Origin of the sequence: Xanthomonas sp. LF06-19 (assembly GCF_034105425.1) — a bacterium.
GTDB classification, from domain to species: domain Bacteria; phylum Pseudomonadota; class Gammaproteobacteria; order Xanthomonadales; family Xanthomonadaceae; genus Xanthomonas_A; species Xanthomonas_A sontii.
This window is the reverse complement of sequence record NZ_JAXGGH010000001.1, coordinates 358,022-382,284: the sequence shown is the minus strand read 5'-3', so window position 1 is coordinate 382,284 and position 24,263 is coordinate 358,022. Positions and strand designations below refer to the sequence as shown.

The window sequence follows — 24,263 nt, the reverse complement described above, 5'->3', positions numbered from 1 at the left end:
GTGAAGCGGCGCGCGGTATGCGATGCGATTTCGTGCGGCCCGGGTGGACTTGCGGCAGCGGGATGGCCGTCTGCGCTGCTTGCCTTTCGGCCGAGGGCGACGAACGTGCGGTTTGGCGTGGGCTTTTGGGAAAGTGGCGTGCCATGGATCGAGCATCGTCGCGGCGGGTTGGTGCCACCCGTGCGCCAACGCGGTCTGGAGCCTGAGGACTTCGCGCGTCGGGACTGAAGTCCCCCCCACAAGGCATCTCGCGGTTCCATGCTCCGCCGCCGCCGCCGCCGCCGCCGTCGTCACCGGCGACTGCGACTGCGCGCTGTGCATGCCCTTGTGGGAGGGACTTCAGTCCCGACGCGACCAAAAGCGGCTGCGGCCATCCGAGAAGGGAAGCCGGCCCGGGCCGGCAGGCGAGCAGCCACCGCAACCGCCCCGCTTTTGCCAATCCCGACTCCCCAATCCCAAATCCCCGCCTCCCCAGGTGACGCCGGCCGCCGCAGGTTGTATATTTTGTGTTAATTATGCTGCGGCGCGGCAAGGACTCGGCGCGCTCCCGATTACGCCCACCCATCCCGGAGTTCCCATGTCTGCCAGTTGGTCGCTGCGCGCCAGTGCGCTTGCCGTTGCCGTCGTTTCCGCGCTTTCGTTCCCCGCCGCCGCCCAGCAGGCGGACAGCACCGACGGGGTCGCCCGTCTGGACACGATCAAGGTCACCGCCGAGCGCCGCGCCGAGGACTCCAAGGACGTGCCGGTGTCGGCCAGCGTGCTGCGCCCGGAATACCTGGACGCCATCGCCACCAGCGGCTCGGACGTGCGCGTGCTGGCCGGCAAGGCGCCCAGCCTCAACGTCGAGTCGTCCAACGGCCGCGTGTTCCCGCGCTTCTACATCCGCGGCTACGGCAACACCGACTTCAACACCTACGCCTCGCAGCCGGTGTCGCTGATCTATGACGACGTGGTCGCCGAGAACGCGTTCCTGAAGGGCTTCCCGATCTTCGACCTGCAGAGCCTGGAAGTGCTGCGCGGTCCGCAGGGCACGCTGTTCGGCCGCAACACCCCCGCCGGCGTGGTCAAGTTCAACTCGGTCAAGCCGACCATCGGCGCCAACGACGGCTACGCCAGCCTGTCCTACGGCACCTACGGCACCATGACCATGGAAACCGGCCTGAGCGTGGCGATGGGCGACAAGTGGGCCGCGCGCCTGTCGGCGCTGGGCCAGCGCCGCGGCGACTGGGTCGACAACACCATCGACAATCGCTCCTTCGAAGGCTACATGGACTCGGCGGTGCGCCTGCAGGTGCTGTTCCAGCCGGGCGAGGACTTCAGCGCGCTGTTCAACGCGCATGCGCGCCACCTCGACGGCACCGCGCGGCTGTTCCGCGCCAACATCTTCCAGCCGGGCACCAACCAGCTGGTCGCCGGCTTCGACCCGGACAAGGTGTCCATCGACGGCAAGAACACCCAGGAACTGCAGACTTACGGCGGCAGCGCCAACCTGACCTGGGACCTGGGCGACATCGTGCTGCACTCGATCACCGGCTACGAGGGCATCGGCAAGTACTACAGCCGCGGCGACATCGACGGCGGCTACGGCGCGGTGTTCGCGCCGCCGTCCGGCCCCGGGGTGATCGCGTTCCCGGTGGAGACCGCCGGCGGCATCAAGAACCTGGACCAGTATTCGCAGGAGCTGCGCGCCGAGTCGCAGTACGCCGGGCCGCTGAACTGGCAGGCCGGCCTGTACTACTTCAACGATTCGGTGGAAGGCGAGAACTACACCTACAACACCCTGGCCGGCGGCACCCTGTCCAGCTACCAGTTGACCCGCCAGCGCAACACCTCGTGGGCGGCGTTCGGCTCGCTGAACTACGCGGCCACCGAGCGCCTGAACCTGCGCGCCGGCATCCGCTACACCTACGACAAGAAGACCTTCGACGTGCTCGCGCTGGACCGCGTGACCCTGCAGCAGCCCTCCAGCGGCAGCACCGACAATTCCAAGGTCACCGGCGACCTCAGCGCCACTTACACCATCAACGACAACGTCAACGTCTACGGGCGCGCCGCCCGCGGTTTCCGCGGCGCCAGCTTCGGCGTGCCGTCGGCCACCGCGCCGCTGACCGTGGCCGCGCCGGAGACCGTGGACTCCTACGAGATCGGCATCAAGTCCGACCTGTTCGACAAGCGTGCGCGCCTGAGCTTCGACGTCTACGACTTCAAGGTGAAGAACCAGCAGCTGACCGCGGTCGGCGGCGCCTCCAACGACGTGCGCCTGCTCAACGCCAAGGCCTCCAAGGCGCGCGGCGCCGAGTTCGACTTCGAAGCGCTGCTGACCCAGAACCTGCGCATGACCCTGGGCGGCGCCTACAACTGGACCCGCATCGAGGACCCGACCCTGTCGGTGGGCGTGTGCCGCACCTGCACCGTGACCGATCCGATCAATGCCTCCGGCCGCGCGCTGATCGACGGCAACGTGCTGCCGCAGGCGGCCAAGTGGATGGGCAACGCGACCCTGCGCTACGGCATCCCGGTCGGCGACGACGCCGAGTTCTTCTTCTTCACCGATTGGTCCTACCGCAGCGAGATCAACTTCTTCCTATACGACTCGCGCGAGTTCGTCGGCCAGCCGCTGCTCGAGGGCGGTGCCAAGATCGGCTACAACTGGGGCGCCGGCGCGTACGAAGTCTCGGTGTTCTGCCGCAACTGCACCAACCAGATCCGCGCCACCGGTGCGATCGACTTCAACAACCTCACCGGCTTCATCAACGATCCGCGCATCGTCGGCGCACAGTTCCGCGCCAACTTCTGATTCGCGGCCTCGCCGTCGCAACACCGACCGCCGGCTATCATGCCGGCGGTTCTTTTTTTGGGAGACGCGCATGCGCGTGCTGAAGCAATGGGCGGCGTCGGCGCTGCTGATCGCGGCCACCTGGGCGGCCGATGCGGTGGCGGCGCCAGCGCCAACGACGAGCGCACCGGTGCAGAAGGTGGTGGTGTCCACCGACGTCGGCGACGACATCGACGATGCATTCGCGCTGGCACTACTGTTGCGCAGCCCGGAGCTGCAGGTGCTGGGCATCGCTTCGGCCTGGGGCGACACCGGCCTGCGCGCACAACTGCTGCAGCGGCTGCTGCAGCAGGCCGGCCGCAGCGAGATTCCGCTGGCGATCGGCCAGCGCACCGACAGCACGATTCCCTTCAGCCAAGCGCGCTGGGCAGCCAAGGGTACGCTGCCGCGCAAGGCGCCGGATGCGGCGCAGTTCATCCTGGACCAGGCGCGGCGGCATCCCGGCGAGGTCACTCTGCTGGTGCTCGGCCCGCTGACCGACGCGGCGCGCGCGCAGCAGCGCGACCCGGCCGGTTTCGCGCAACTCAAGCAGGTGGTGCTGATGGGCGGCTCGGTGCGCGTGGGCTACGGCAAGTCGCGCTACCGCCCGCCGAGTCCGCCGGCGGCCGAGTACAACATCGCCGCCGACATCCCCGCTGCGCGGCGCGTGTTCGGCGCCGGCGTGCCGATCGTGATGCTGCCGCTGGACGCCACCCAGGTGACCCTGGAGGAGCCGGAGCGGGTGGCGCTGTTCGCCCATGGCGAACCGCTGACCGACGCGCTGGCACAGCTCTACTACCAGTGGCGCGACACCGACCAGCCCTGGGCCAGCGCCACCCCGACCCTGTTCGACGTGGTGCCGGTGGCGCAGTTGCTGGATCCCGGCCTGTGCCCCACCGTGCCGCTGCGCATCGTGGTCGACGACAAGGGTTATACCCGCGAGACGCCGACGGCGGACGCGCCGGGGGCTGCGGCCAATGCGCAGGTCTGCCTGGCGCTGGACCGGCCGCGGCTGATCGCGCTGTACATGCAGCGGCTGCTGCGCTGACGTGTGGTCGCGACAAGCGGGGCAGTGGGCCGATCCGTTGCACTGCAGTCGGAACTGAAGTCCCTCCCACAAGAGGTCTCGTGCCGTCGGTGCTGTGGATGTCGGCATGGCGCATGGGATTGCCCGCTGTGGAAGCAGCTTCATCGCGACAAGCGCAGCCACTGGCCGATCCGTTGCGCTGCAGTCGGGACTGAAGTCCCTCCCACAAGAGGCTCGCGCCGCCGGTGCTGTGGGTGTCGGCATGGCGCATGGGATTGCCCGCTGTGGAAGCAGCTTCATCGCGACAAGCGCAGCCACTGGCCGATCCGTTGCACTGCAGTCGGGACTGAAGTCTCTCCCACAAGAGGCTCGTGCCCTCGGTGCTGTGGGGGTCGGCATGGCGCATGGGATTGCCCGCTGTGGAAGCAGCTTCATCGCGACAAGCGGAGCCAGTGGCTGATCCGTTGCGCTGCAGTCGGGACTGAAGTCCCTCCCACAAGAGGCTCGCGCCGTGGGAGGGACTTCAGTCCCGACGAGTGGAGCCATCGGCGCCTCCACTGCCGCCGCGCCGGGACCGAAGTCCCTCCCACATGACCTCGAGCGAAGGTGCGCGGGTACTCAGGGTAAGAGCGGCTTCGGCCGCGACGGGTGTTCCCGGGGCTACCTGTCGCGGCCGATGGCCCGAAGCCATGTAGAGCTGGGGGGGCTCCACGGCGGCCGGTGGCGCGGTTGCGGTACGTGCTTCCGCGCCGACGGTGGCCTGCCGCGCACACGCCGACGGATGGCGCACCTTCGCCTCTCCAGCCGTCGCGCCGGCGCTTTATACTCGCGCCACATTCACGGAGCGAACGCATGCACACGGATTCGAAGCGGCGCTGGGCGGGCCTGCGCGCAGGGTTGATGGGAACGTTCTTGCTGCTGGGCCTGGCGTTGGCGCTGGGCGGCTGCAAGCGCAACGAATCCGGGCAGCTGCCCGAGGCCAGCGGCGAGCCGGTGAAGGGGCAGAAGGAAGCGATGAAGGGCTTCGGCCTGGTCCGCGCCTATCCCGACCAGAAGAGCGACGGGCTGTCGCTGGCGCTGGAGTTCTCGCGGCCGCTGGTCGGCACCCAGGATTTCGACAAGCTGCTGCGCTTCGAGGAGAAGGTCGGCACCGACGAGAGCGCCTGGTCGCTGTCCGACGACGGCAAGACCCTGCGCTATCCCTACGTGGAGGCGGCCAAGGACTACACCGTGGTGATCTCGGCCGACCTGCTGGCCGCCGACGGCAGCCGCCTGGGCAAGCCGCTCAAGCAGAAGGTCTACACCGGCGAGCTGACCCCGGCGGTCGGCTTCGCCTCGCAGGGCAGCGTGCTGCCGGCGCGCAAGAGCCGCGGGCTGCCGGTGGTCTCGCTCAACGTGCCGGAAGTGGACGTGGAGTTCATGCGGGTCAAGGAGGGCGCGCTGCCGACGTTCTTCGCCCAGTACCAGCGCGGCGGCCGCCGCGGTACCTGGGAGCTGGACAGCGACTACGGCGAGCACACCCCGATCTCGCAGATGGCCGACTCGGTCTACGTCAACCGCTTCGTGCTCGGTGGCGACAAGAACGAGCGCGCGCTGACCTACCTGCCGATCCAGGAGATCAAGGAACTGCAGGCGCCGGGCCTGTACTTCGCGGTGCTGCGCCGCCCCGGCAAGTTCGACAACGAATACGACACCGCCTTCTTCACCGTCAGCGACATCGGCCTGCACGCGCGCGCCTACAAGGACAAGCTGTTCGTGCACACCGCCTCGCTGCAGAGCGGCGAGCCGCTGAAGAAGGTGGAGCTGCGCGTGCTCGGCGCCGACGGCGAGCTGTTCCTCAAGGGCCAGACCGACGACAACGGCAACGCGCTGCTGAACTACACGCTCGACGCCGGCCAGGTGCTGGTGGCGCGCAGCGGCACCGACCTGTCGATGCTGCCGTTCAACCAGCCGGCGCTGGACCTGAGCGAGTTCGCGGTGGCCGGGCGCGAGAACGCCTGGTTCGACGTGTTCGCCTGGTCCGGCCGCGACCTGTACCGCCCCGGCGAGACCGTGCGGGTGTCGGCGCTGCTGCGCGACAACGACGGCAAGCCGGTGCCGACCACCGGCAAGGGCGCGCAGCCGGTGTTCCTGCGGCTCAAGCAGCCCGACGGCAAGATCTTCCGCGAGACCCGGCTGCAGCCGGGCGAGCAGGGCTACTTCAGTTTCGAGCAACTGATCCCCGCCGATGCGCCGACCGGGCGCTGGCAGGTGGAGTTCCGCACCGACCCGACCAGCAAGGAAGCGGTGCAGGGCATGACGCTGCGCATCGAGGAGTTCCTGCCCGAGCGCATGAAGCTGGACCTGGACAGCGCGCAGAAGACGCTCAAGCCGGGCGAGCCGTTCAAGCTGCAGGCCACCGCCGCCTACCTGTACGGCGCGCCGGCGGCGGGCAACCGCTTCACCGCCAAGCTGGCGGTGGCGGTCGAGCAGCATCCGGTGGAGGCGTTGCCGGGCTACTTCTTCGGCGACCCGACCCTGCAGTTGCCGCGCGAAGCCAAGGACGTGGTCGATACCGAGTTCGGCGCCGACGGCAAGCTCAGCGAGGACCTGGCGCTGCCCGACGAGGCCAAGCCGACCAGCACCATCGCCGCGCTGGTCTCGGCCAGCGTGTACGAGACCGGCGGCCGCACCGTCACCCGCACGCTCAAGCGCGTGCTGTGGCCGGCGCCGGCGCTGGTCGGCGTGCGCCCGCTGTTCGACGACAAGGACGGTGCCGACGCCAACGCCAACGCGCGCTTCGAGCTGATGCGGGTGGATGCGCAGGGCAAGCCGCAGCCGGCCAAGGGGCTGAAGGTGACCCTGGTGCGCGAGCTGCGCGACTACCACTGGGCGTTCGCCGACAACCGCTGGGACTACGACTTCACCCGTCGCTTCGAGAACAAGCAGACGCTCACCGTCGATGCCGGCGCCAGCGCCGCCAAGTTCGATTTCCCGGTGGAGTGGGGCGAGTACCGGGTGGACGTGTTCGACCCGGCCACCGGCCTGACCACGCGCTATCCGTTCCATGCGGGCTGGAGCTGGAACGACGACAACCGCGGCCTCGATGCGCGTCCGGACAAGGTCAAGCTGGCGCTGGACAAGACCGGCTACAAGGCCGGCGACACGCTCAAGGTCACTCTGACCCCGCCGCACGCCGGCCCCGGCCTGCTGATGGTCGAGAGCGACCGCATGCTGTACGTGCAGGACATCGACGTGAAGCCGGGCAGCACGTTTGAGATCCCGGTGACCAAGGACTGGGAGCGCCACGACGTCTACGTCACCGCGCTGGTGTTCCGCGGCGGCTCGGCACCGAGCAAGATCACCCCGGCGCGCGCGGTCGGCGTGGCCTACGTGCCGATGGACCGCAAGGCCCGGCGCGTGGCGGTGGGCCTGGTCGCGCCCAAGCAGATGCGTCCGGAGCAGCCGCTGCCGGTGACGGTGAGCGTGCCGGAACTGGCCGGCAAGCAGGCGCACGTGACCATCTCCGCAGTGGACGTGGGCATCCTCAACATCACCCGCTTCCCGGTGCCCGACGCCAATGCGCAGTTCTTCGCGCAGCGGCGCCTGGGCGTGGATGCGTACGACATCTACGGCCGGGTCATCGAGAGCTTCGAGGGCGGCACCGGCAAGCTGCGCTTCGGCGGCGACATGGCGCTGGCGGCATTGCCGCAGGCCAAGCGGCCGACCGCGCGGGTGCAGACAGTGGACCTGTTCTCCGGTCCGGTGCAACTGGACGCCAAGGGCAACGCCCGCGTGCAACTGCCGGTGCCGGACTTCAACGGCACCCTGCGCGTGTCGGCGCTGGTCTATTCGGACGAGCGCTACGGCAACCGCGACGTGGAGACCCTGGTGCGCGCGCCGATCGTGGCCGAGGCCAGCATGCCGCGGGTGATGGCGCCGGGCGACCGCAGCACGGTGACCCTGGACGTGCAGAACTTCACCGGCCAGCCGGGCGAGTTCAAGGTGCGCGTGGACGGCGAAGGCCCGCTGGCGATCGCCGACAACGCACGCAGCGCCAAGCTGGGCAAGGACGGCAAGGCCACGCTGAGCTTCCCGCTGGTGGCGCAGGAGGGCTACACGGTGGCCAAGGTGCGGGTGCGGGTGGAAGGCAATGGCTATGCCGCCGACCGCCGCTACGACCTGCCGGTGCGCGCGGCGTGGCCGTCGGTGCTGCGCACGCAGACCCGCGTGCTGGACACGCTGGCGCCGGTGACGCTGGGCGCCAGCGATGCCGAAGGCCTGATGGCCGGCTCGGTCAACGCGCGCATGCTGGTCAGCGCCTTGCCGCCGATTCCATTCGCCAGCGCCCTGCAGGGCGCGCTGGAATACCCCTACGGCTGCGCCGAGCAGACCACCAGCAAGGGCTACGCCGCGCTGCTGCTCGACGACGCCACCGCGCGCCTGCTCGGGGTCAAGGGCCTGGATGCGGCCACGCGCCGCGCGCGCATGGAAGGTGCGTTCGGGCGGCTGGCCTCGATGCAGGTGTCCAGCGGTCACTTCTCGATGTGGGGCGACGACGGCTACGTCAATCCGGGGCTGACCCCGTACATCGCCGAGTTCCTGCTCGACGCCAAGGACGCCGGTTTCGCGGTGCCCGACAACGTGCTGCAGAAGGCGTTGAACCGGCTCAGCGAGGACCTGCTGTCCGGCGGCAACAACTTCTACGGCCAGGACCGCCGCGAGAACCTGAAGTTCGCCAACCAGGCCTGGTCCGGCTACGTGCTGGCGCGGGTCAACCGCGCGCCGCTGGGCACGCTGCGCGCGCTGTACGACAACGACCGCAGCAAGGCGCTGACCGGCCTGTCGCTGGTGCACCTGGGCGTGGCGCTGTCGCTGCAGGGCGACAAGAAGCGCGGCGAAGCGGCGATCGCCGCCGGTTTCGCCAAGGACAGCGCCGACCGGCCGCGCTACTTCGGCGACTACGGCAGCGTGGTCCGCGACGACGCGCTGATGATCGCGCTGCTGCACGAGCGTGGCCTGGCCAAGCCCGAGTACGACGCGCGGGTGATGGCGCTGGGCCGCGAGCTGGACGCGCGCCGCCGCGGTGGCTGGCTGTGGCTGAGCACGCAGGAGCAGGTGGCGCTGGCGCGCATGGGCAAGGCCTTGCTCAACAGCCAGACCGCGCAGGTGTCCGGGCAGTTGAGCATCGGCGACAGCAGCGAGGCGATCGCCCCGGCCAAGGCCTTCGGCCGCCAGTTCGGCGAGGCCGAGCTGGCGCGCGGCGTGCACTTCGTGCCGCAGGGCCAGCCGCCGCTGTACGCCAGCCTGGAAATCGCCGGCGTGCCGCGCACCCCGCCGGCGGCCGACGACAGCACGCTGAAGGTGGAGCGCAGCTTCTACGGCACCGACGGCAAGCCGTGGACGCCGCAGCCGTTGAAGGAAGGCGAGGCGCTGATCGTGCGCGTCACCATCACCTCCGACACCAGCATGCCCGACGCGCTGCTGACCGACCTGCTGCCGGCCGGCCTGGAGATCGAGAACTTCAACCTGGGCGACGCCAAGCAGTGGGCCGACGTGGTGGTGGACGGCATCGAGATCAGCGACCGCTCCAACGCCGCCGACGTCAAGCACGAGGAGTTCCGCGACGACCGCTACGTGGCCGCGCTGAGCCTGTCGGCGGGCAGCAAGGCGCAGGTGTTCTACCTGGTGCGCGCGGTGACCCCGGGCACCTACACGGTGCCGCCGTCGCTGGTCGAGGACATGTACCGCCCCGACCTGCGCGGGGTGGGGCGCAGCAACCCCGGCACGATCAACGTCGTGCAGCCGTGATCCAACCTCCCCTCTCCCCCCGGGAGAGGGGCGGGGGTGAGAGTACGGCGGCCAGAGATGCACCAGAAACCGCCGCGCCAACCTCCCCTCTCCCTCCGGGAGAGGGGTCGGGGGTGAGGGTACGGCGGCCAGAAATGCACCAGAAGCCGCCGCGCTCAACCTCCCCAAGAGGGCAGGGGTGAGGGTGGCGCCCAGAGACCGCCGTACCCATCGCGCCGCCCACGCCTCCCACACTTCGCACCTAACACAGGACCCAGCAGGGTCCTGTCGTCGTTGCGGGCAGCGCATGCGTCGCCACAGTGCTGACTCCCAGGCGGAATCGCGCCGGCCGCTGCTCAGAGACCGAATGACCGCCGCAGCACGCCGACGTCGATTGATGCACGTTTTTGCACGATTTAGCGCGTTCGTCTAAGCTGGGCTCGCATTCGATCGCAGGTTCCCCGCATGCCGCCCGCCTCACCTCCAGCTTCCGCACCAACCCCCGCGCCCACCGTCTCCCGCGCCGTCGCCGCCACCCGCGGCATGTTCCTGCTGTCGGGCATGGCCATGGCCGCCTGGGCGCCGATGGTCCCCTACGTCAAGGCGCGCTTCGCGCTGGACGACGCGCGGCTGGGCATGGTGCTGCTGGCCTTCGGCGCCGGCTCGGTGCTGGCGATGCCGCTGGGCGGGCTGCTCAGCCACCGCCTGGGCGCGCGCACGGTCATCGTCGCCAGCGCGCTGGCGCTGTGCCTGGCATTGCCGGCGTTGGCGCTGGCGCCCAGCGTGCCGCTGCTGGTGGCGGCGCTGCTGTATTTCAGCGCGGCGCTGGGCGCGCTCGACGTCTCGATGAACGCGCATGCGGTGGAGGTGGAGCGGCGCCTGCAGAAGGCGGCGATGTCCGGCTTCCATGGCCTGTTCAGCGTCGGCGGGCTGATCGGCGCGGCCGGCATGAGCGCCTTGCTCGGTGCCGGCCTGCCGCTGTTGGCCGGCGCCGTGCTGGTCGCCGTGCTGCTGCTGGGCGTGCTGCTGTGGCAGCGCGGCGGCTTGCTGCGGCACGCGGCGTCCACCAGCGAAAGCGGTGCCGCTGCGCCTGCCGCAGGGGCCGGTGCTGCTGCTGGGTGCGCTGTGCTTCGTCTGCCTGCTGGCCGAGGGCGCCATGCTCGACTGGAGCGCGGTGCTGCTGCGCGAGCATCACGGCCTGGCACCCAGCGCGGCGGGCATGGGCTATGCCGCGTTCTCGGTGGCGATGGCGCTGGGCCGGCTCGGCGGCGACCGCCTGGTGGCCTGGCTGGGGCCGGTGCGCACCGTCGCCCTCGGCGCGGTGCTGGCCGCCGCCGGGTTGGCGCTGGCCAGCCTCGGCACCTTGCCGGGCAGCGGCCTGCTCGGCTGCGTGCTGGTCGGCCTGGGCGCGTCCAACCTGGTGCCGGTGATGTTCGGCGCCGCCGGGCGCATGCCCGGCACCTCGCCCGCGCTGGCGCTGGCGACCTTGACCACGCTCGGGTATACCGGCCTGCTCGCCGGGCCGGCGTTGATCGGGTTCCTGGCCCACGCCATCGGCCTGCCGCTGGCGCTGGCCGCGGTGGCGACGCTGTTGCTGCTGGTCGCCGCCGGCGCGCGCCTGGTCCGTCGCTGATCCCCACTTCCGTCCGTTGGAGCTTGCCATGCCGTCGTCCGATCCCTCCGCCTCGCCTCGCCTGGACACCGTGGTGTTCGATCTCGGCGGCGTCCTGATCGACTGGAACCCGCGCCATCTGTACCGCCAACTGTTCGACGAGGAGGCGGCGATGGAAGCCTTCCTGCGCGAGGTGTGCAGCCCGCAGTGGAACGAGCGCCAGGACGCCGGGCGGCCGTGGCAGGAGGCGGTGGCGGAACTGAGTGCGCTGCATCCGGCGCATGCGCCGATGATCGCCGCCTACCACGCGCGCTGGCCGGAGATGCTGGGCGGCGCGCTGGACGCCACGGTGGCGGTGCTGGACGAGCTGCGCGGGCAGGGCGTGCGGCTGTACGCGTTGACCAACTGGTCGCACGAGACCTTCCCGATCGCGCGCGAACGCTATCCGTTCCTGCAGTGGTTCGAAGGCGTGCTGGTGTCTGGCGAGGAGCGCCTGGTCAAGCCGGACCCGGCGATCTTCGCGCTGCTGTGCGAACGCTACGCGATCGACCCGGCGCGGGCGGTGTTCATCGACGACGCGCCGCGCAACGTGCACGCCGCGGCCGCCACCGGCATGCACGCGCTGCAGTTCCGCGACGCCGCCGCGCTGCGCGAGGAGTTGGTCGCACTGGGCCTGCTGCCGCCGCGCACCGACGCCGCGGCGCCATGAGCGGCGAGCGCGACACGCTGCCGCAGGAGCGGCAGCATGCGATCCTGCAGCGCCTGCGCGAGCACGGCCGGGTGGTGGCCGCGGAACTGGCCGAGCGCTTCGCGGTGTCCGAGGATTCGATCCGCCGCGACCTGCGCGAACTCGCCGCGCAGGGGCTGTGCCGGCGTGTCTACGGCGGCGCGCTGCTGCCCACGCCGACCTTCGCGCCGCTGCCGCAGCGCCAGGCCGAGCATGCCGAGCGCAAGTGCGCACTGGCGCTGGCCGCGGTGGCGCTGGTCAAGCCCGGGCAGCGGCTGTTGATCGATGCCGGCTCCACCAACAGCGCCATCGCCTCTGCGCTGCCGGCGCGGCAGGGGTTGAGCGTGGTCACCAATGCGCCGGACATCGCGCAGATCCTGCTGCGTCGCGAGGGCATCGAGATCCTGCTGATCGGCGGGCGACTGGACCCGCGCAGCGGCGCGGCCGTCGGTGCCCAGGCGCTGCAGCAACTGCGGCAACTGCGCGCCGACCTGTGCTTCCCCGGCGCCTGCGCGATCGACCCCGAGCGCGGCCTGTGGGGCGTGGACGATGAGGAAAGCCTGTTCAAGCGGGCGATGGTCGAGGCCAGCGCCGAGACCGTGGCGGTGGTGACCAGCGACAAGCTCGGCACCCTGGCCGCGCACCGCGTGGTCGGCGTGGAGGCGATCGACCGGCTGGTGGTGGAGCACGACACCCCGGATGGTGTGCTTGCCGCGTTCGCCGCGCAGGCGGTGCAGGTGCATCGCGCTGCGCCTGCGGACGCCGACTGAGGGACGGCGGCCGGGCGGCCGCTGCAGAGCACACGACGGCATCGAACGCGGCAAGGGCGCGGCGTCCGCACAGCTATGCCATCGCGAGTGATCTGCTGCCCGACGCCAAGTCAGGCCGGGCCGGGACGCCGTGTCTTCGCGCTTTCCTCACGCCGCCATCGCAGCGTCATATCCCTGGGATTAAATAACGAACTTTAAGTTACTTAATTCGGTCAACCAGGGGACATCGCCATGCAACCACTCACCCATCGGCGCCGCGCGCTGATCGTCTGCGCGCTCGCCGCCAGCTGCCAGGCCGCGCTCGCGCAGGACGCCGCGTCCACCACGGCGACGCTCGCTGCCGACGCCAGCGCCGTCGCGGCCGCCACCGCACCGGCCGTCGGCGACGCCACGCCCGACACCACGCCCAACGCCGCCGCCAGCGCCGACGGCACCACCACGCTGTCCAGCGTGATGGTCACCGGCGTGCGCAAGGCCAATGCCGCCGCGATCGAGAGCAAGCGCGCGGCCACCAACATCACCGACGTGGTCAGCTCCACCGACGTGCGTGCGCTGCCGGACACCACCATCGTCGAGGCGCTGCGCCGCATCCCCGGCCTGTCGGTGCTGCCGGCCACCGACAACGAACATCCGCGCGACGAAGCCGCCACTCCGGTGCTGCGCGGCCTCGGCCCGTCCTACAACAACGTCACCATCGACGGCCTGACCGTGGCCTCGCCGGGCACGCCCAACGGCACGCTCGGCTCGATCACCCGCGGCGTGCGCCTGGACATCCTGCCGGCCTCGATGGTCAGCGAACTGCAGGTCATCAAGACCTTCACTCCGGACCTGGACCCGAACGCCACCGGCGGTGCGATCAACCTCAAGACCCGCAGCGCGTTCGAGAACGGCGGCAAGCCGTTCTTCACCGCCGAGGCCTCGCTGGGCCATGCCAACGACGTCGGCAAGCCGCGCGACCAGGACGACCCGGGCTACCGCCTGCTCGCCACCGGCAGCCGCACTTTCGGCAGCGAAGGGCAGTACGGCCTGACCCTGTCCGGCAACTACCAGACGCTGAGCAGCTACACCGAAACCCACATGACCACCGACACGGTGCACTACGGGTTCTACGACAACAGCGGCGTACTGCAGAGCGGCACCAACCTGGGCAACGGCTGGGCCGTGCCGCAGCAGGACAAGTACTGGTACGTGATGGACAAGCGCGACCGCTACGGCCTCACCGGCAAGTTCGAGGCGCGGTTGAGCGAATCCCTCCAGGCCTACGCCATGGCCGGCTACTACTATTTCCGCGACAACATGGAGCGCAACGAGGTCATCCTCGATCCGCGCAACCGCAACCGCGTCTACAACCAGACCGCCACCAGCGGCACCTACCCGGTCGGCGACGTGGAAGTGGGCTACTCCAACCAGATCACCACCACCCGCACCAAGCTCGGCCAGACCGGCTTCGAGTGGCGTCCGGACGACCGTCAGGTGCTGTCGGCGCGCGCGTCCTGGTCCGATGCCACCTATGCCGAACCGATCAAGATGATCAAGTACGTCACCGGCGCGCAGCGCCCGGCGGCGGTGCCCACCGGGCAGACCGGCGCCGGCGTCACCGTGGTGCCGACGGCGGCCTATGGCTTCAACTACGACACATCCGCGCTCAACCAGCGTTTCCCGATGGCGGCGCAGGCGTACTACAACTACGACAACTACAGCCTGCTGTACTGGCGTCCGGACTACCAGCGCAATGCGCGCGACAAGGTGCTCACCGGGCGCCTGGACTACGCCTTCAACCGTGGCGAGATGGACCGCGGTTTCGGCTTCGGCGGCGGCCTGAGCTACACCCGAGACGAACCCGGTTTCGATATCTACCGCGTCGAATACCAGCCCAACCGCAGCGCGCCGCCGCTGAAGATCGCCGACGTGCTGGCGCCGTCCAATGCGCCGATGCGCTACCTGGGCCTGAACCTGATCGCGATCGATCCGGACAAGGCCAACCAGGTGCTGGGCGCCACGCCGTTGAGCGCGTTCAACCGCACCGACCAGAGCGCCTTCAGCAACCAGGACAACTTCAGCCATCGCGAGGAGATCTTCGGTGCCTACGGCCTGGTCGGCTATCGCGCCGACGATTTCGATGTGGAGGCCGGCCTGCACTACGACCATACCGACCAGTCCACGGTCGGCCGCCAGCGGCAACTGGACGCGGCCACCGGCAGCTACGTCTACGTCGATGCGCCCACCGAGTCGCGCTACGCCAAGGTGCTGCCGTCGGCGGTGATGACCTACCACGTCAACGACCGCCTCGACCTGCGCGCCGGCGCCAGCCGCACGCTCGGCCGTCCGCCCTACGACGCCTATGCCGCGCGCACTTCGATCGGCTTCGTCAACAGCAGCGACATGGGCAATCCCAACGCCCAGGGCGTGACCGTCACCATCGGCAATCCCGACATCAAGCCGCGCGTGTCCACCAACCTGGACCTGTCGCTGGAATGGCGCCTGCCCGACGATTTCGACGGCATGCTCGCCGCGGCGCTGTTCGACAAGCGCATCCAGGACGAGATCTTCACCCTCTCGCGCACCGACCAGTTCAGCTTCAACGGCACCACCTATTCCAACGTGCTGATCAGCACCCCGGCCAACGCCGCCAAGGCGCACGTGCGCGGCCTGGAATTGAGCGCAGTGTTCAACACCTTGTTCCCGGGTGTGCCGGCGCTGTCCGGCCTGGGCGCCAGCGCCAACCTGGCGCTGCTCGATGGCGGCATGGACGTGCCGTTCACCAGCGGCAGCGCGCCCAACCTGGTGCAGAGCCAGCGCACCGTCGATCGCCTGGTCGGGCAGCCGGACTACACCGCCAACGCCTCGCTGTTCTACACCGTCGGCGGCGTCGAACTGCGTGCGGCCTACAACCGCCAGGGCAAGGCGCTGCGCGCCATTGTCAGCAACATCGCCTGGCAGGATCTGTACTGGGCGCCGCGTTCGCAGCTGGACCTGTCGGCGACCTGGGCGGTGAGCAAGCAGCTCAGCGTGGTCGGCCAGATCAGCAATGTCACCCACAGCCGCCTCACCAGCTTCACCGGCCCCGGCGAGAACCTGCTGAAGGACAGTTATTCGATGCCGACCACCTACTGGCTCGGCCTGCGCTTCACCCCGTCGCTGTGACCGTTGCCGGAGACCTTCCATGAACCTGCTTTTCTCGCGCGGCGCGATCATTGCCGCACTGCTGACCGCGACGGCCCCGGCCATCGCCGCCATCGCCCCGATCCAGGCGCGCCTGGCCGCACCCGATGGCGGCATCTTCGTCGTCGCCCACCGCGGCTGCCACAATCCCGCGCCGGCGCATGGCTTCGCCGGGCATGCGCCGGAGAATTCGCTGCTGGGCCTGGAACGCTGCGTGACGCTGGGCGTGGACATGCTCGAAACCGACATCCGCCGCGCCGGCGATGGCACCCTGGTGATGTTCCATGACGCCACCGTCGACCGCACCACCGACGGCACCGGCAAGGTCGCCGAACTGACCTGGCCGCAACTGTCGCGGTTGCGCCTGCGCGACGACGAGGGCGGCGCCGACGCGCCGCTCACCGACCAGCATCCGCTGACCCTGCAGCAGATGCTGGCCGCGGCCAAGGGCCGGATCATGCTCAACCTCGACGTCAAGGCACCCATCTACGCCGAGGTGGTCGAGGCGGTGCGCCGCGCCGGCATGGAGCGGCAGGTGGTGGTGAAGACCGAAGTCGGCGTCGCCAGCCAGGATCTGGCGTCGATGCCGCCGTTCGACCGGATCAACTTCACCCCGGTGCTGCTCAACCCGCCGGGCACCGACGACCTGGTGCAGACCGTGCGCACCCAGACCGACGGCAAGGTGCGGCCGGTGGCGATCGAACTGCCGCGGATGCGCCTGGCCCAGTTGCCGGCGGTGGCGGCGTTGGCCAAGCAGCGGCACGTGCGGCTACTGGTCAATACGCTGTGGGAAGGCTTCGTCGCCGATGTCGGCGGCGATGCCGATGCGGTGCGCGATCCGGAGGCGGTGTGGGGGCGGCTGTATCGCGCCGGCATCGGCGCCTTCCAGACCGATGAGCCGGAAGCGCTGCTGCGCTATCGCGCGTCGCTGGAAAAGCCCTGACCGGCGCATGGCCGTTCAACTGTCCGTAATCGGTCGCTGCGCGACCGCTTGCGGACGCCGCGACCGCGCGCGCCGCGGTCGCGGCGCAACGGATTCAATGGGTTAGCGCGGTTCGCCGATTGGCATGCAGCCTGCTGTACAGCAGGCATGGATATCGCGAAATCACCGAACCGTTCGTTCTGGCGCCACCGCCGCCGCTGGCTGGTGGCAGCCGCTGCCGTGGCGATCGTCCTGGGCGTGGCGCTGCTCGGCAGCGGCCGCGCCGCACCAAGGGTGGTGCGCAGCGAAGTGTGGATCGATGCGGCCACGCGCGGCGAGATGCGTCGCGAGGTCCGCGCCAACGGCGTGCTGGTGCCGCGGCAGATCCGCTGGATCACCGCCGGGGCCCCGGCCACCGTGCAACAGCAACGGGTCGAGGCCGGCGCGCGCGTGCTGGCCGATACGCCGATCCTGCAACTGGTCAATCCGGAACTGGAGGCCGGCCTGGATCGCGCACGCGCCGCGCTGGCCGGCGCCGATGCCGACCTGGCCGCACTGCACGCCGCGTTGGCCTCGCAACTGCTCGACCAGCAGGCGCTGCAGGCGCAGGCCGAGTCCGAGTTGCAGATCGCGCAGATCAAGGCCAAGGCCTACCGGCGCGGCCACGACGGCGGCGCGATCTCGGCGATCGATCTCACCCAGAGCCAGATCGTCGAGGCGCAGCAACGCGGCCGTGCCGATATCGAACGCAAGCGCGTCGCCGCGTTCCGGCAGAACATGGCCGCGCAACTGCGTGCGGCACAGGCACGGCGCGAGCAGGCCGCCAGTGCGCTGGCCATCGCCACGCAACAGGCCGACTCGCTGCAGGTGCGTGCCGGCAGCGACGGCATCCTGCAACAAGTGGACGTGGAGCCCGGCCAACGCGTCGAGGCCGGCGCCAAGCTAGCGCGGGTGGCGCGCCCGGACGATCTGCTGGCGCGTCTGCAGGTGCCCGAACTCCTGGCCAAGGACGTGATCGAAGGCCTGCCGGTGGCGGTGGACACGCACAACGGCGTGGTCGGCGGGCAGGTGGCACGGATCGATCCGGCGGTGCGCAGCGGCAGTGTGGCGGTCGACGTGCGGCTGACGCCGCCGTTGCCGCCCGGCGTGCGCCCGGACCTGTCGGTGGACGGCCGCATCGTGCTCGGCACGCTGCGCGACGTGGTCAGCATCCCGCGCCCGGCGCTGGCCGTGCCCAACGCCGCCGGCAGCCTGTTCGTGCTGCGCGACGGCGGCGACACCGCGCAGCGCATCCGCGTGCGCTTCGGCGCCGCCTCCAGCGACCGTATCGAAGTCCGCGCCGGCCTGCGCGCCGGCGACCGCGTCGTGCTGTCCGACACCAGCCAGTGGAATGCCGACGCCACCTTGCGCTTACGCTAGCCTCACCAGGAGAGATCCCGCATGACCGCAGTTCCCGCACCATCCGCCACGCCGCTGATCCACCTGCACGGGCTCAGCAAGGTCTTCCACACCGAGGAAGTGGAAACCCACGCCCTGGCCGAGATCGCACTGGACGTGGCGCCTGGCGATTTCGTCGCCATCACCGGCCCGTCCGGCTGCGGCAAGTCGACCCTGCTGTCGATCCTGGGCCTGCTCGATGCGCCCAGCGGCGGCACCTACCGGCTCAATGGCCGCAGCGTCGCCGAACTGGACACGGTCGGCCGCGCACGCATCCGCAACGCCGAGATCGGCTTCATCTTCCAGGCCTTCAACCTGATCGCCGACCTCACCGTGGAAGAGAACGTGGCGCTGCCGCTGACCTACCGCGAGGGCGCCCAGCGCGGCCAGATCCGCCAGCGCGTGCGCGAGGTGCTGGAGCTGGTCGGCATGCAGCATCGCCACAAGCACTATCCGGGGCAGTTGTCCGGCGGCCAGCAGCAGCGCGTGGCGGTGGCGCGCGCGCTGGCCGGCAACCCGGCGATCCTGCTCGCCGACGAGCCCACCGGCAACCTGGACAGCCGCAACGGCGAGGCGGTGATGCAGTTGCTCGAACAACTGCACGACCACGGCACCACCTTGTGCATGGTCACCCATGATCCGGCGTTCGCGCGGCGCGCGCAGCGCATCGTGCACATGCTCGACGGCCGCATCGTCGACGAGGACACCTTCGAGCGGTTGCGCCACGAACAGGACGTGGCGCTGCCGGCACGCGCCGCGGGGCAGGCACGATGAGCGCCGCCCTGCAGTGGACCGAGATGCGGCAATCCTGGCGCACGCTCGCGCGCAAGCCGGGCTATCTGCTGCTGGCGGTGCTCACCCTGGCGCTGGGCGTGGCCACCACCACCGCGGTGTTCGCGCTGCTCGACCAGGCCTTGCTGAAGCCGCTGCCGTTCCCGCAGCCGGAGCGGCTGGTCACCCTCGGCCTGTCCAGCGACCCTGGCCGCAATGTCGCCGCACCCGGCTATTACCCGGTGTTGCGGCGCATGTCGAGCCTGCAGTCGGTGGGCATCGCGCGCGGGTTCCCGGTGCCGGCCAACGTCGCCCGCGGCGCTGCCAGCGAGGTGGTCGCGTCGATCAGTGCCGATGCCGGCTTCCTGCGCACGCTCGGCCTGCCGATGGCGGCCGGGCGCAACTTCAACGACGAGGAAAGCCGGCCCGGCGGGCCGCAGGCGGTGATCCTCAGCCATCGTTTCTGGCAGCGCTATTTCGATGGCGACCCGTCCGCGGTGGGACGCAACCTGCAGGTGGAAGGCAAGCCGGTGCAGATCGTCGGCGTGCTGCCGGCGGCCTTCCCCTGGGCCGAGCCGTTCGACCTGATCCGCAACATGCAGCCGGACCTGGCCGCGACCAACCTGTCCACCAACGAGATCGTGGTGGCGCGGTTGCGGCCCGGCATCAGCGTGGCCGCGGCGTCCGCGCAGACCGCGACGACGCTCCAGGCCTTGTTGCGCAACAGCCCGCACATGGACGCGTCGTGGTGGGCGTCGCTGCAGCGACGGCCGCCCAACGCGCTGCCGCTGCAGGACAGCCTGTACGCCGCCAACAGCGGCAACACCCTGTGGCTGTTCTTCGCCGCGGCCGCCTGCGTGCTGTTGATCGCCGCGATCAACCTGACCAGCCTGATGTTGTTGCGCGCGCTCGGGCGCAGCCACGACAGCGCGGTGCGTGCCGCGCTGGGCGCCTCGTGGCTGCGCTTGAGCCTGCCGGCATTGGCCGAAGGCCTGCTGATCGGCGCGCTCGGCAGCCTGGCCGGCCTGGTGCTGGCCTGGCTGGGGCTGCGCCTGCTCGGCGGCTGGGTGCCGCTGATGTGGATGCGCGGCGAGGCGCCGCATCTGAGCGGCGCCAGCGTGCTGTTCGCGCTGCTCGCCGGCGGTGCGACGGCGCTGTTGGCCGCAGCGCTGGGCATCGTCCGCGGCCGCCGCCGCAATCTGGTGACTGAACTGGCTGGCGGTGGGCGCGGCGGCTGGAGCCTGCAGGCCGGCCGCCTCGGCCGTGTCCTGGTGATCGCGCAGGTGGCCATCGCCGTGGTGCTGCTGATCGGCGCGGCCCTGTTCACCCGCACCTTGCAGAAGCTGGCGGAGGTGCCGATGGGCTTCGAGAGCCGCTCGGCGGTGGTGTTCACCCTGGCGCCGGTGAAGGAGCGCTACATCACCGCGGCCGATGCGGTGGAGCAGACCCGGCGCATCGTCGCGCGCTTGCAGCAGGTGCCTGGCATCGACCGCGTGGGGGTGTCGACCAATCCGCCGACGGCGACGCGGTTGAGCTGGAGCGTGGAGATCGATGGCGCGCCGTCCGTCGACAGCCAGTACCGGTTGGCCACGCCGCAGTTCCTGGAGGTCTTCCGCATTCCCTTGCTGGCCGGGCGCGGGATCGCCGACAGCGATGTGGCCGGAGGCGAGCGGGTCTGCGTGGTCAGCGCCAGCTTCGCTGCGCGTTACCTGCACGGGCAGGCGCTCGGCAAGATCGTCAGCTTGCCCGACGACGGCGGCGACCAGCGCGTGTCGATGCGGGTGGTCGGCGTGGTCGGCGACGTGCGCCACACCAGCCCGGCCGAGCCACCGGAGCCGACCGTGTACCAGCCGCTGGCACAGATGAGCGAGCCGATGTGGCAGATCCTCCGCGGCTTCGGTGCGCTGACCTATGCGGTGCATCTGCGGGCCGGCGCACTGGGTGCCGACGAGCGCGCGCTGCGCGCGGCGATCGACGAAGTGGCGCCGCAGCAACCGATCGCCGATCTGCAGCCGATGCAGGCGCTGGTCGCCAGCACCACCGGCGAACAGAAGCTCAACCTGCTGCTGGTCGGCCTGTTCGCGGGGCTGGCCTTGTTGCTGGCGGCGGTCGGCCTGTATGCGGTGATGGCGGTGGCGGTGGCCGCGCGCCAGCATGAGTTCGGCGTGCGCGCCGCGCTCGGCGCACCGCCGGCGCGGCTGCGGCGGCAGGTGCTGGGCGAGGCCGGCGTGCAGATCGGGGTGGGCCTGCTGCTGGGCCTGGGCGTGGCGATGGCGCTGTCGCGGCTGCTGCAGCGGTATTTGTTCGAGGTGCGCGTGGCCGACCCGCTGGCGATCGGCGCGGTGCTGTTGGTGCTGGCCGCGGCCGGCCTGCTCGCCGCGCTGGCGCCGGCACGGCGCGCGGCGCGGGTGCCGCCGATGCAGGCCTTGCGCGCCGAATGATGCGCTTTGCGTTCCGATGCGGGTACGCCACGACAGGCGCCGTGGCGCCTGTCCGCCACGCCCGGCCGCTAGACTCTGCGCCATGACCGAAACCCGCACACCGCCCTTGCCGCGCATTCTCGTCGTCGACGACCAGGCCGACGTGCGCGAGGCCTTGCGCATGCTGCTCAAGAGCGCCGGCTACGGCATGGTCGGCGCCGAGTCGCCGGAGCTGGCGCTGGCCTGCCTGCGCGGCGACGCGTTCGCCGCGGTGCTGGTGGACATGAACTATGCCCGCGATACCACCTCCGGCGCCGAAGGCCTGGCGTTGATCGCGCAGATCGCCGCGCAATGGCCGGGACTGCCGGTGATCGCGATGACCGCCTGGGCCAGCATCGAACTGGCGGTGGCGGCGATGCGCGAGGGCGCGGTGGATTTCATCGAGAAGCCCTGGCAGAACGCGCGGGTCCTGGCGGTGCTGGAGAGCCGCATCGCGTTGGACCGCAGCCGCCGCGCCGCGCAACGGCTCGGCGAGGCGCAGGCACTGTTGCTGCAGGACGGCGCGGCCGGCTTCGTCGCCGAATCGGCACAGATGCAGCGCCTGGTCGAGGATCTGCTGCGCATCGCCGGCAGCGGCGCCAACGTGCTGCTGCTGGGCGAGAACGGTACCGGCAAGAGCCTGCTGGCGCAGTTGCTGCACCAGTGGTCGCCGCGCCGCACGCAGGCCTTCGTCAAGGTCAACATCGGCGGCCTGGCGCCGACCCTGTTCGAGGCCGAACTGTTCGGTCACGTGCGCGGCGCCTACACCGACGCGCGCCAGGACCGTGCCGGCCGTTTCGAACTGGCCGACGGCGGCACCCTGTTCCTGGACGAAATCGGCAACCTGCCGCTGCAGCAGCAGCCCAAGCTGCTGCGCGCGATCGAGGACGGCGAGTTCGAGCGGCTCGGCTCCTCGCGCACGCAACGGGTGGACGTTCGCATCGTTTCGGCAACCAACGCAGACCTGGAGGCGGAGGTGGCGGCCGGCCGCTTCCGCCAGGATCTGCTGTACCGGCTCAACACCTTCCAGGTGTGGGTGCCGCCGCTGCGCGAGCGCGGCGCCGACATCCTGCCGCTGGCGCGGCATTACCTTGCCGTCGCCTGCACCCGCTATCGGCGGCCGCTGGCGACGCTGGCGCGCGACGCCGAGCGCGCGCTGCTCGGTTACGCCTGGCCCGGCAATGTGCGTGAGCTGGCGCATGCGATGGAGCGTGCGGCGCTGCTGGCCGACGGCAGTACCCTGGGCAGCGACGATCTGCGCCTGCAGCCGGCGACGAATGCCGCGCCGGCACTGTCGACGCAACTCACCCTGGAAGAAGCCGAGGCGCTGCTGCTGAAGCAGGCGCTGGCGCAGCACCAGGGCAACCTGCAGCGCACCGCCGACCAGCTCGGCATCACCAGGCAGAGCCTGTACCGGCGCCTGGGCAAGCACGGGCTGCGCAGCGATGACGCCGGCTGAGCGACAGCGCTTCCGGCCGCTGTGGCTGGTGGCGCCGGCCGCGCTGGCCTTGGTGCTGGTGCTCGCCGCCGGCGCGCCGCGGTGGCCCGAGGCGCTGCTGTTGCTGCTGTGCGTGCTGCTGCTGACCGCGGCGCTGTGGCGCTGGCAGCAGCGCGACGCCGGGCAGCGTCTGCGCACCCTCGGTGGCCTGCTGGACGCGCTGCGCGAGGGCGACTACAGCGTGCGTGCGGCGCAGGACGCGCGCGATGCCGACGGCCTGCTGGCGCGGTTCAACGCCCTGGCGCAACGCCTGCAGGACGAACAGCGCGATTCGCACGAGAGCCTGCAACTGCTGAGCAAGACCCTGGCGGCGCTGGACGGGGCGGTGTTCGCCTTCGAGCAGGACCAGCGCCTGCGCCTGGTCAATCCGGCCGGCGAGCGCCTGCTCGGCGTCGCCGCCCCGCAGGCGATCGGGCAATCCGCGCAGGCATTGGGACTGGCCGGCCTGTTCGATGTGCCGTCGGGCAGCATCCAGGCGCATGCGTTCGCCGGACAGCAGGGGCGCTGGCAGATCGGCCACGCCGCCTTGCGCAGCCGCAGCCAGGCCGGCAGGCTGCTGCTGGTGCAGCCGATGGAGCGCGCGCTGCGCGAGGAGGAGGCGCAGGCCTTCCGCCGCCTGCTGCGCGTGCTCAGTCACGAGATCAACAACTCGCTGACGCCGATCGCCTCGATCGCCGACACGCTCGTGCGGCTGCTGGCGGCCGCGCCGCAGGCGCTCGACGCCGAACTGCAGGCCGATCTGCACAACGGGCTGGGCGTGATCGAACAGCGCAGCGCGGCGCTGCAGCGCTTCCTAGGCGGCTACGCGCGGCTGGCCAGGCTGCCCGCGCCGGTCCCGGCGCCGGTGGTACTGGCGCCGCTGTGCGCGCGCGTGCAGCGGCTGCTGGACGATGCACGAGTGCAGGTCGAGGTCGCGCCGTCACTGCATGCGTGCGCCGACGCCGACCAGCTCGAACAGGTGCTGATCAACCTGCTGCGCAACGCGCTGGAAGCCGGCGGCAGCGCGCCGGTGACGCTGCGCGCGAGTGCCGACGGCGCCAGCGTGTCGATCGAGGTGTGCGACGGCGGTGCCGGCCTGCCGCCCAGCGACAATCTGTTCGTGCCGTTCTTCACCACCAAGCCCGGCGGTTCGGGCATCGGCCTGGTGCTGTCGCGGCAGATCCTGGAAGCACAGGGCGGCAGCCTGCGCCTGGAGGCCCGCACCGATGCGCCCGGCAGCGTGGCGACGCTGCGCCTGCCGCTGGCGTAGTGGCAGAAGGAGTGCATTGTTGCTGGTGCCCCGGAGCAGTTGGGC

Annotated in this window: 13 protein-coding genes and 1 pseudogene; all 14 read left to right on the top strand. The window is 70.5% G+C overall.

What is annotated here, in order from left to right; all coding sequences use genetic code 11:
- Nucleotides 1–577: 577 nt before the first annotated feature.
- The 14 genes and pseudogenes from SLW55_RS01605 (at nt 578) to SLW55_RS01540 (ending at nt 24,218) form a co-directional block, all read left to right on the top strand.
- Nucleotides 578–2,797 (top strand): TonB-dependent receptor, encoded by a 2,220-nt coding sequence (locus SLW55_RS01605; protein ID WP_152181532.1) that lies wholly within the window; start codon nt 578–580, stop codon nt 2,795–2,797.
- 76 nt (nt 2,798–2,873) lie between these two features.
- On the top strand, nt 2,874–3,863 hold the full coding sequence (locus tag SLW55_RS01600; RefSeq protein ID WP_320744634.1) for a nucleoside hydrolase: 990 nt from the start codon (nt 2,874–2,876) through the stop codon (nt 3,861–3,863).
- An 879-nt stretch (nt 3,864–4,742) separates the two neighbouring features.
- A complete protein-coding gene (locus SLW55_RS01595) occupies nt 4,743–9,632 on the top strand; it encodes an alpha-2-macroglobulin (protein WP_320744633.1) in 4,890 nt (1,629 codons plus the stop codon).
- Between the two features lie 444 nt (nt 9,633–10,076).
- A pseudogene (locus tag SLW55_RS01590) lies at nt 10,077–10,586 on the top strand (MFS transporter); the annotation flags it as partial.
- 103 nt (nt 10,587–10,689) lie between these two features.
- Complete coding sequence (locus SLW55_RS01585) at nt 10,690–11,244, top strand: hypothetical protein (RefSeq protein ID WP_226978480.1); 555 nt, start codon at nt 10,690–10,692, stop codon at nt 11,242–11,244.
- A gap of 28 nt (nt 11,245–11,272) precedes the next feature.
- Nucleotides 11,273–11,932, top strand: a complete 660-nt coding sequence (locus SLW55_RS01580) for an HAD family phosphatase (RefSeq protein WP_193312560.1) — start codon at nt 11,273–11,275, stop codon at nt 11,930–11,932.
- The gene (locus SLW55_RS01575; RefSeq protein WP_320744397.1) at nt 11,929–12,720 is read left to right on the top strand and encodes a DeoR/GlpR family DNA-binding transcription regulator; all 792 of its coding nucleotides are present in this window, start codon (nt 11,929–11,931) and stop codon (nt 12,718–12,720) included. Before SLW55_RS01580 ends, SLW55_RS01575 begins: the two co-directional genes overlap by 4 nt.
- A 453-nt stretch (nt 12,721–13,173) precedes the next feature.
- Nucleotides 13,174–15,864, top strand: coding sequence for a TonB-dependent receptor (locus SLW55_RS01570; RefSeq protein ID WP_295937533.1), 2,691 nt, complete (start codon nt 13,174–13,176; stop codon nt 15,862–15,864).
- 19 nt (nt 15,865–15,883) lie between these two features.
- Nucleotides 15,884–16,825 carry a glycerophosphodiester phosphodiesterase family protein gene (locus tag SLW55_RS01565; protein ID WP_267093640.1) on the top strand — a complete coding sequence of 314 codons (942 nt, stop codon included), beginning with the start codon at nt 15,884–15,886 and terminating at the stop codon, nt 16,823–16,825.
- A 147-nt stretch (nt 16,826–16,972) separates the two neighbouring features.
- The gene (locus tag SLW55_RS01560) at nt 16,973–18,223 is read left to right on the top strand and encodes an efflux RND transporter periplasmic adaptor subunit (RefSeq protein ID WP_267093641.1); all 1,251 of its coding nucleotides are present in this window, start codon (nt 16,973–16,975) and stop codon (nt 18,221–18,223) included.
- Between the two features lie 21 nt (nt 18,224–18,244).
- Nucleotides 18,245–19,015: an ABC transporter ATP-binding protein gene (locus SLW55_RS01555; RefSeq protein WP_320744395.1), complete on the top strand. Its 771-nt coding sequence runs from the start codon at nt 18,245–18,247 to the stop codon at nt 19,013–19,015.
- A complete protein-coding gene (locus SLW55_RS01550; protein ID WP_320744393.1) occupies nt 19,012–21,453 on the top strand; it encodes an ADOP family duplicated permease in 2,442 nt (813 codons plus the stop codon). Before SLW55_RS01555 ends, SLW55_RS01550 begins: the two co-directional genes overlap by 4 nt.
- Before the next feature lie 82 nt (nt 21,454–21,535).
- The gene (locus SLW55_RS01545; RefSeq protein ID WP_320744392.1) at nt 21,536–22,930 is read left to right on the top strand and encodes a sigma-54 dependent transcriptional regulator; all 1,395 of its coding nucleotides are present in this window, start codon (nt 21,536–21,538) and stop codon (nt 22,928–22,930) included.
- Nucleotides 22,931–23,729: 799 nt separating this feature from the next.
- A complete protein-coding gene (locus tag SLW55_RS01540; RefSeq protein WP_320744632.1) occupies nt 23,730–24,218 on the top strand; it encodes an ATP-binding protein in 489 nt (162 codons plus the stop codon).
- The last annotated feature ends 45 nt before the right edge of the window (nt 24,219–24,263 follow it).

Excerpts from the sequence above, each read along its gene's own strand:
- SLW55_RS01595 (WP_320744633.1), top strand. The coding sequence starts at position 4,743 with ATGGGAACGTTCTTGCTGCTGGGCCTGGCGTTGGCGCTGGGCGGCTGC.
- SLW55_RS01580 (WP_193312560.1), top strand. The coding sequence starts at position 11,273 with ATGCCGTCGTCCGATCCCTCCGCCTCGCCTCGCCTGGACACCGTGGTG.
- SLW55_RS01545 (WP_320744392.1), top strand. The coding sequence starts at position 21,536 with ATGACCGAAACCCGCACACCGCCCTTGCCGCGCATTCTCGTCGTCGAC.
- SLW55_RS01570 (WP_295937533.1), top strand. The coding sequence starts at position 13,174 with ATGGTCACCGGCGTGCGCAAGGCCAATGCCGCCGCGATCGAGAGCAAG.
- SLW55_RS01575 (WP_320744397.1), top strand. The coding sequence starts at position 11,929 with ATGAGCGGCGAGCGCGACACGCTGCCGCAGGAGCGGCAGCATGCGATC.
- SLW55_RS01560 (WP_267093641.1), top strand. The coding sequence starts at position 16,973 with ATGGATATCGCGAAATCACCGAACCGTTCGTTCTGGCGCCACCGCCGC.
- SLW55_RS01605 (WP_152181532.1), top strand. The coding sequence starts at position 578 with ATGTCTGCCAGTTGGTCGCTGCGCGCCAGTGCGCTTGCCGTTGCCGTC.
- SLW55_RS01555 (WP_320744395.1), top strand. The coding sequence starts at position 18,245 with ATGACCGCAGTTCCCGCACCATCCGCCACGCCGCTGATCCACCTGCAC.
- SLW55_RS01565 (WP_267093640.1), top strand. The coding sequence starts at position 15,884 with ATGAACCTGCTTTTCTCGCGCGGCGCGATCATTGCCGCACTGCTGACC.
- SLW55_RS01550 (WP_320744393.1), top strand. The coding sequence starts at position 19,012 with ATGAGCGCCGCCCTGCAGTGGACCGAGATGCGGCAATCCTGGCGCACG.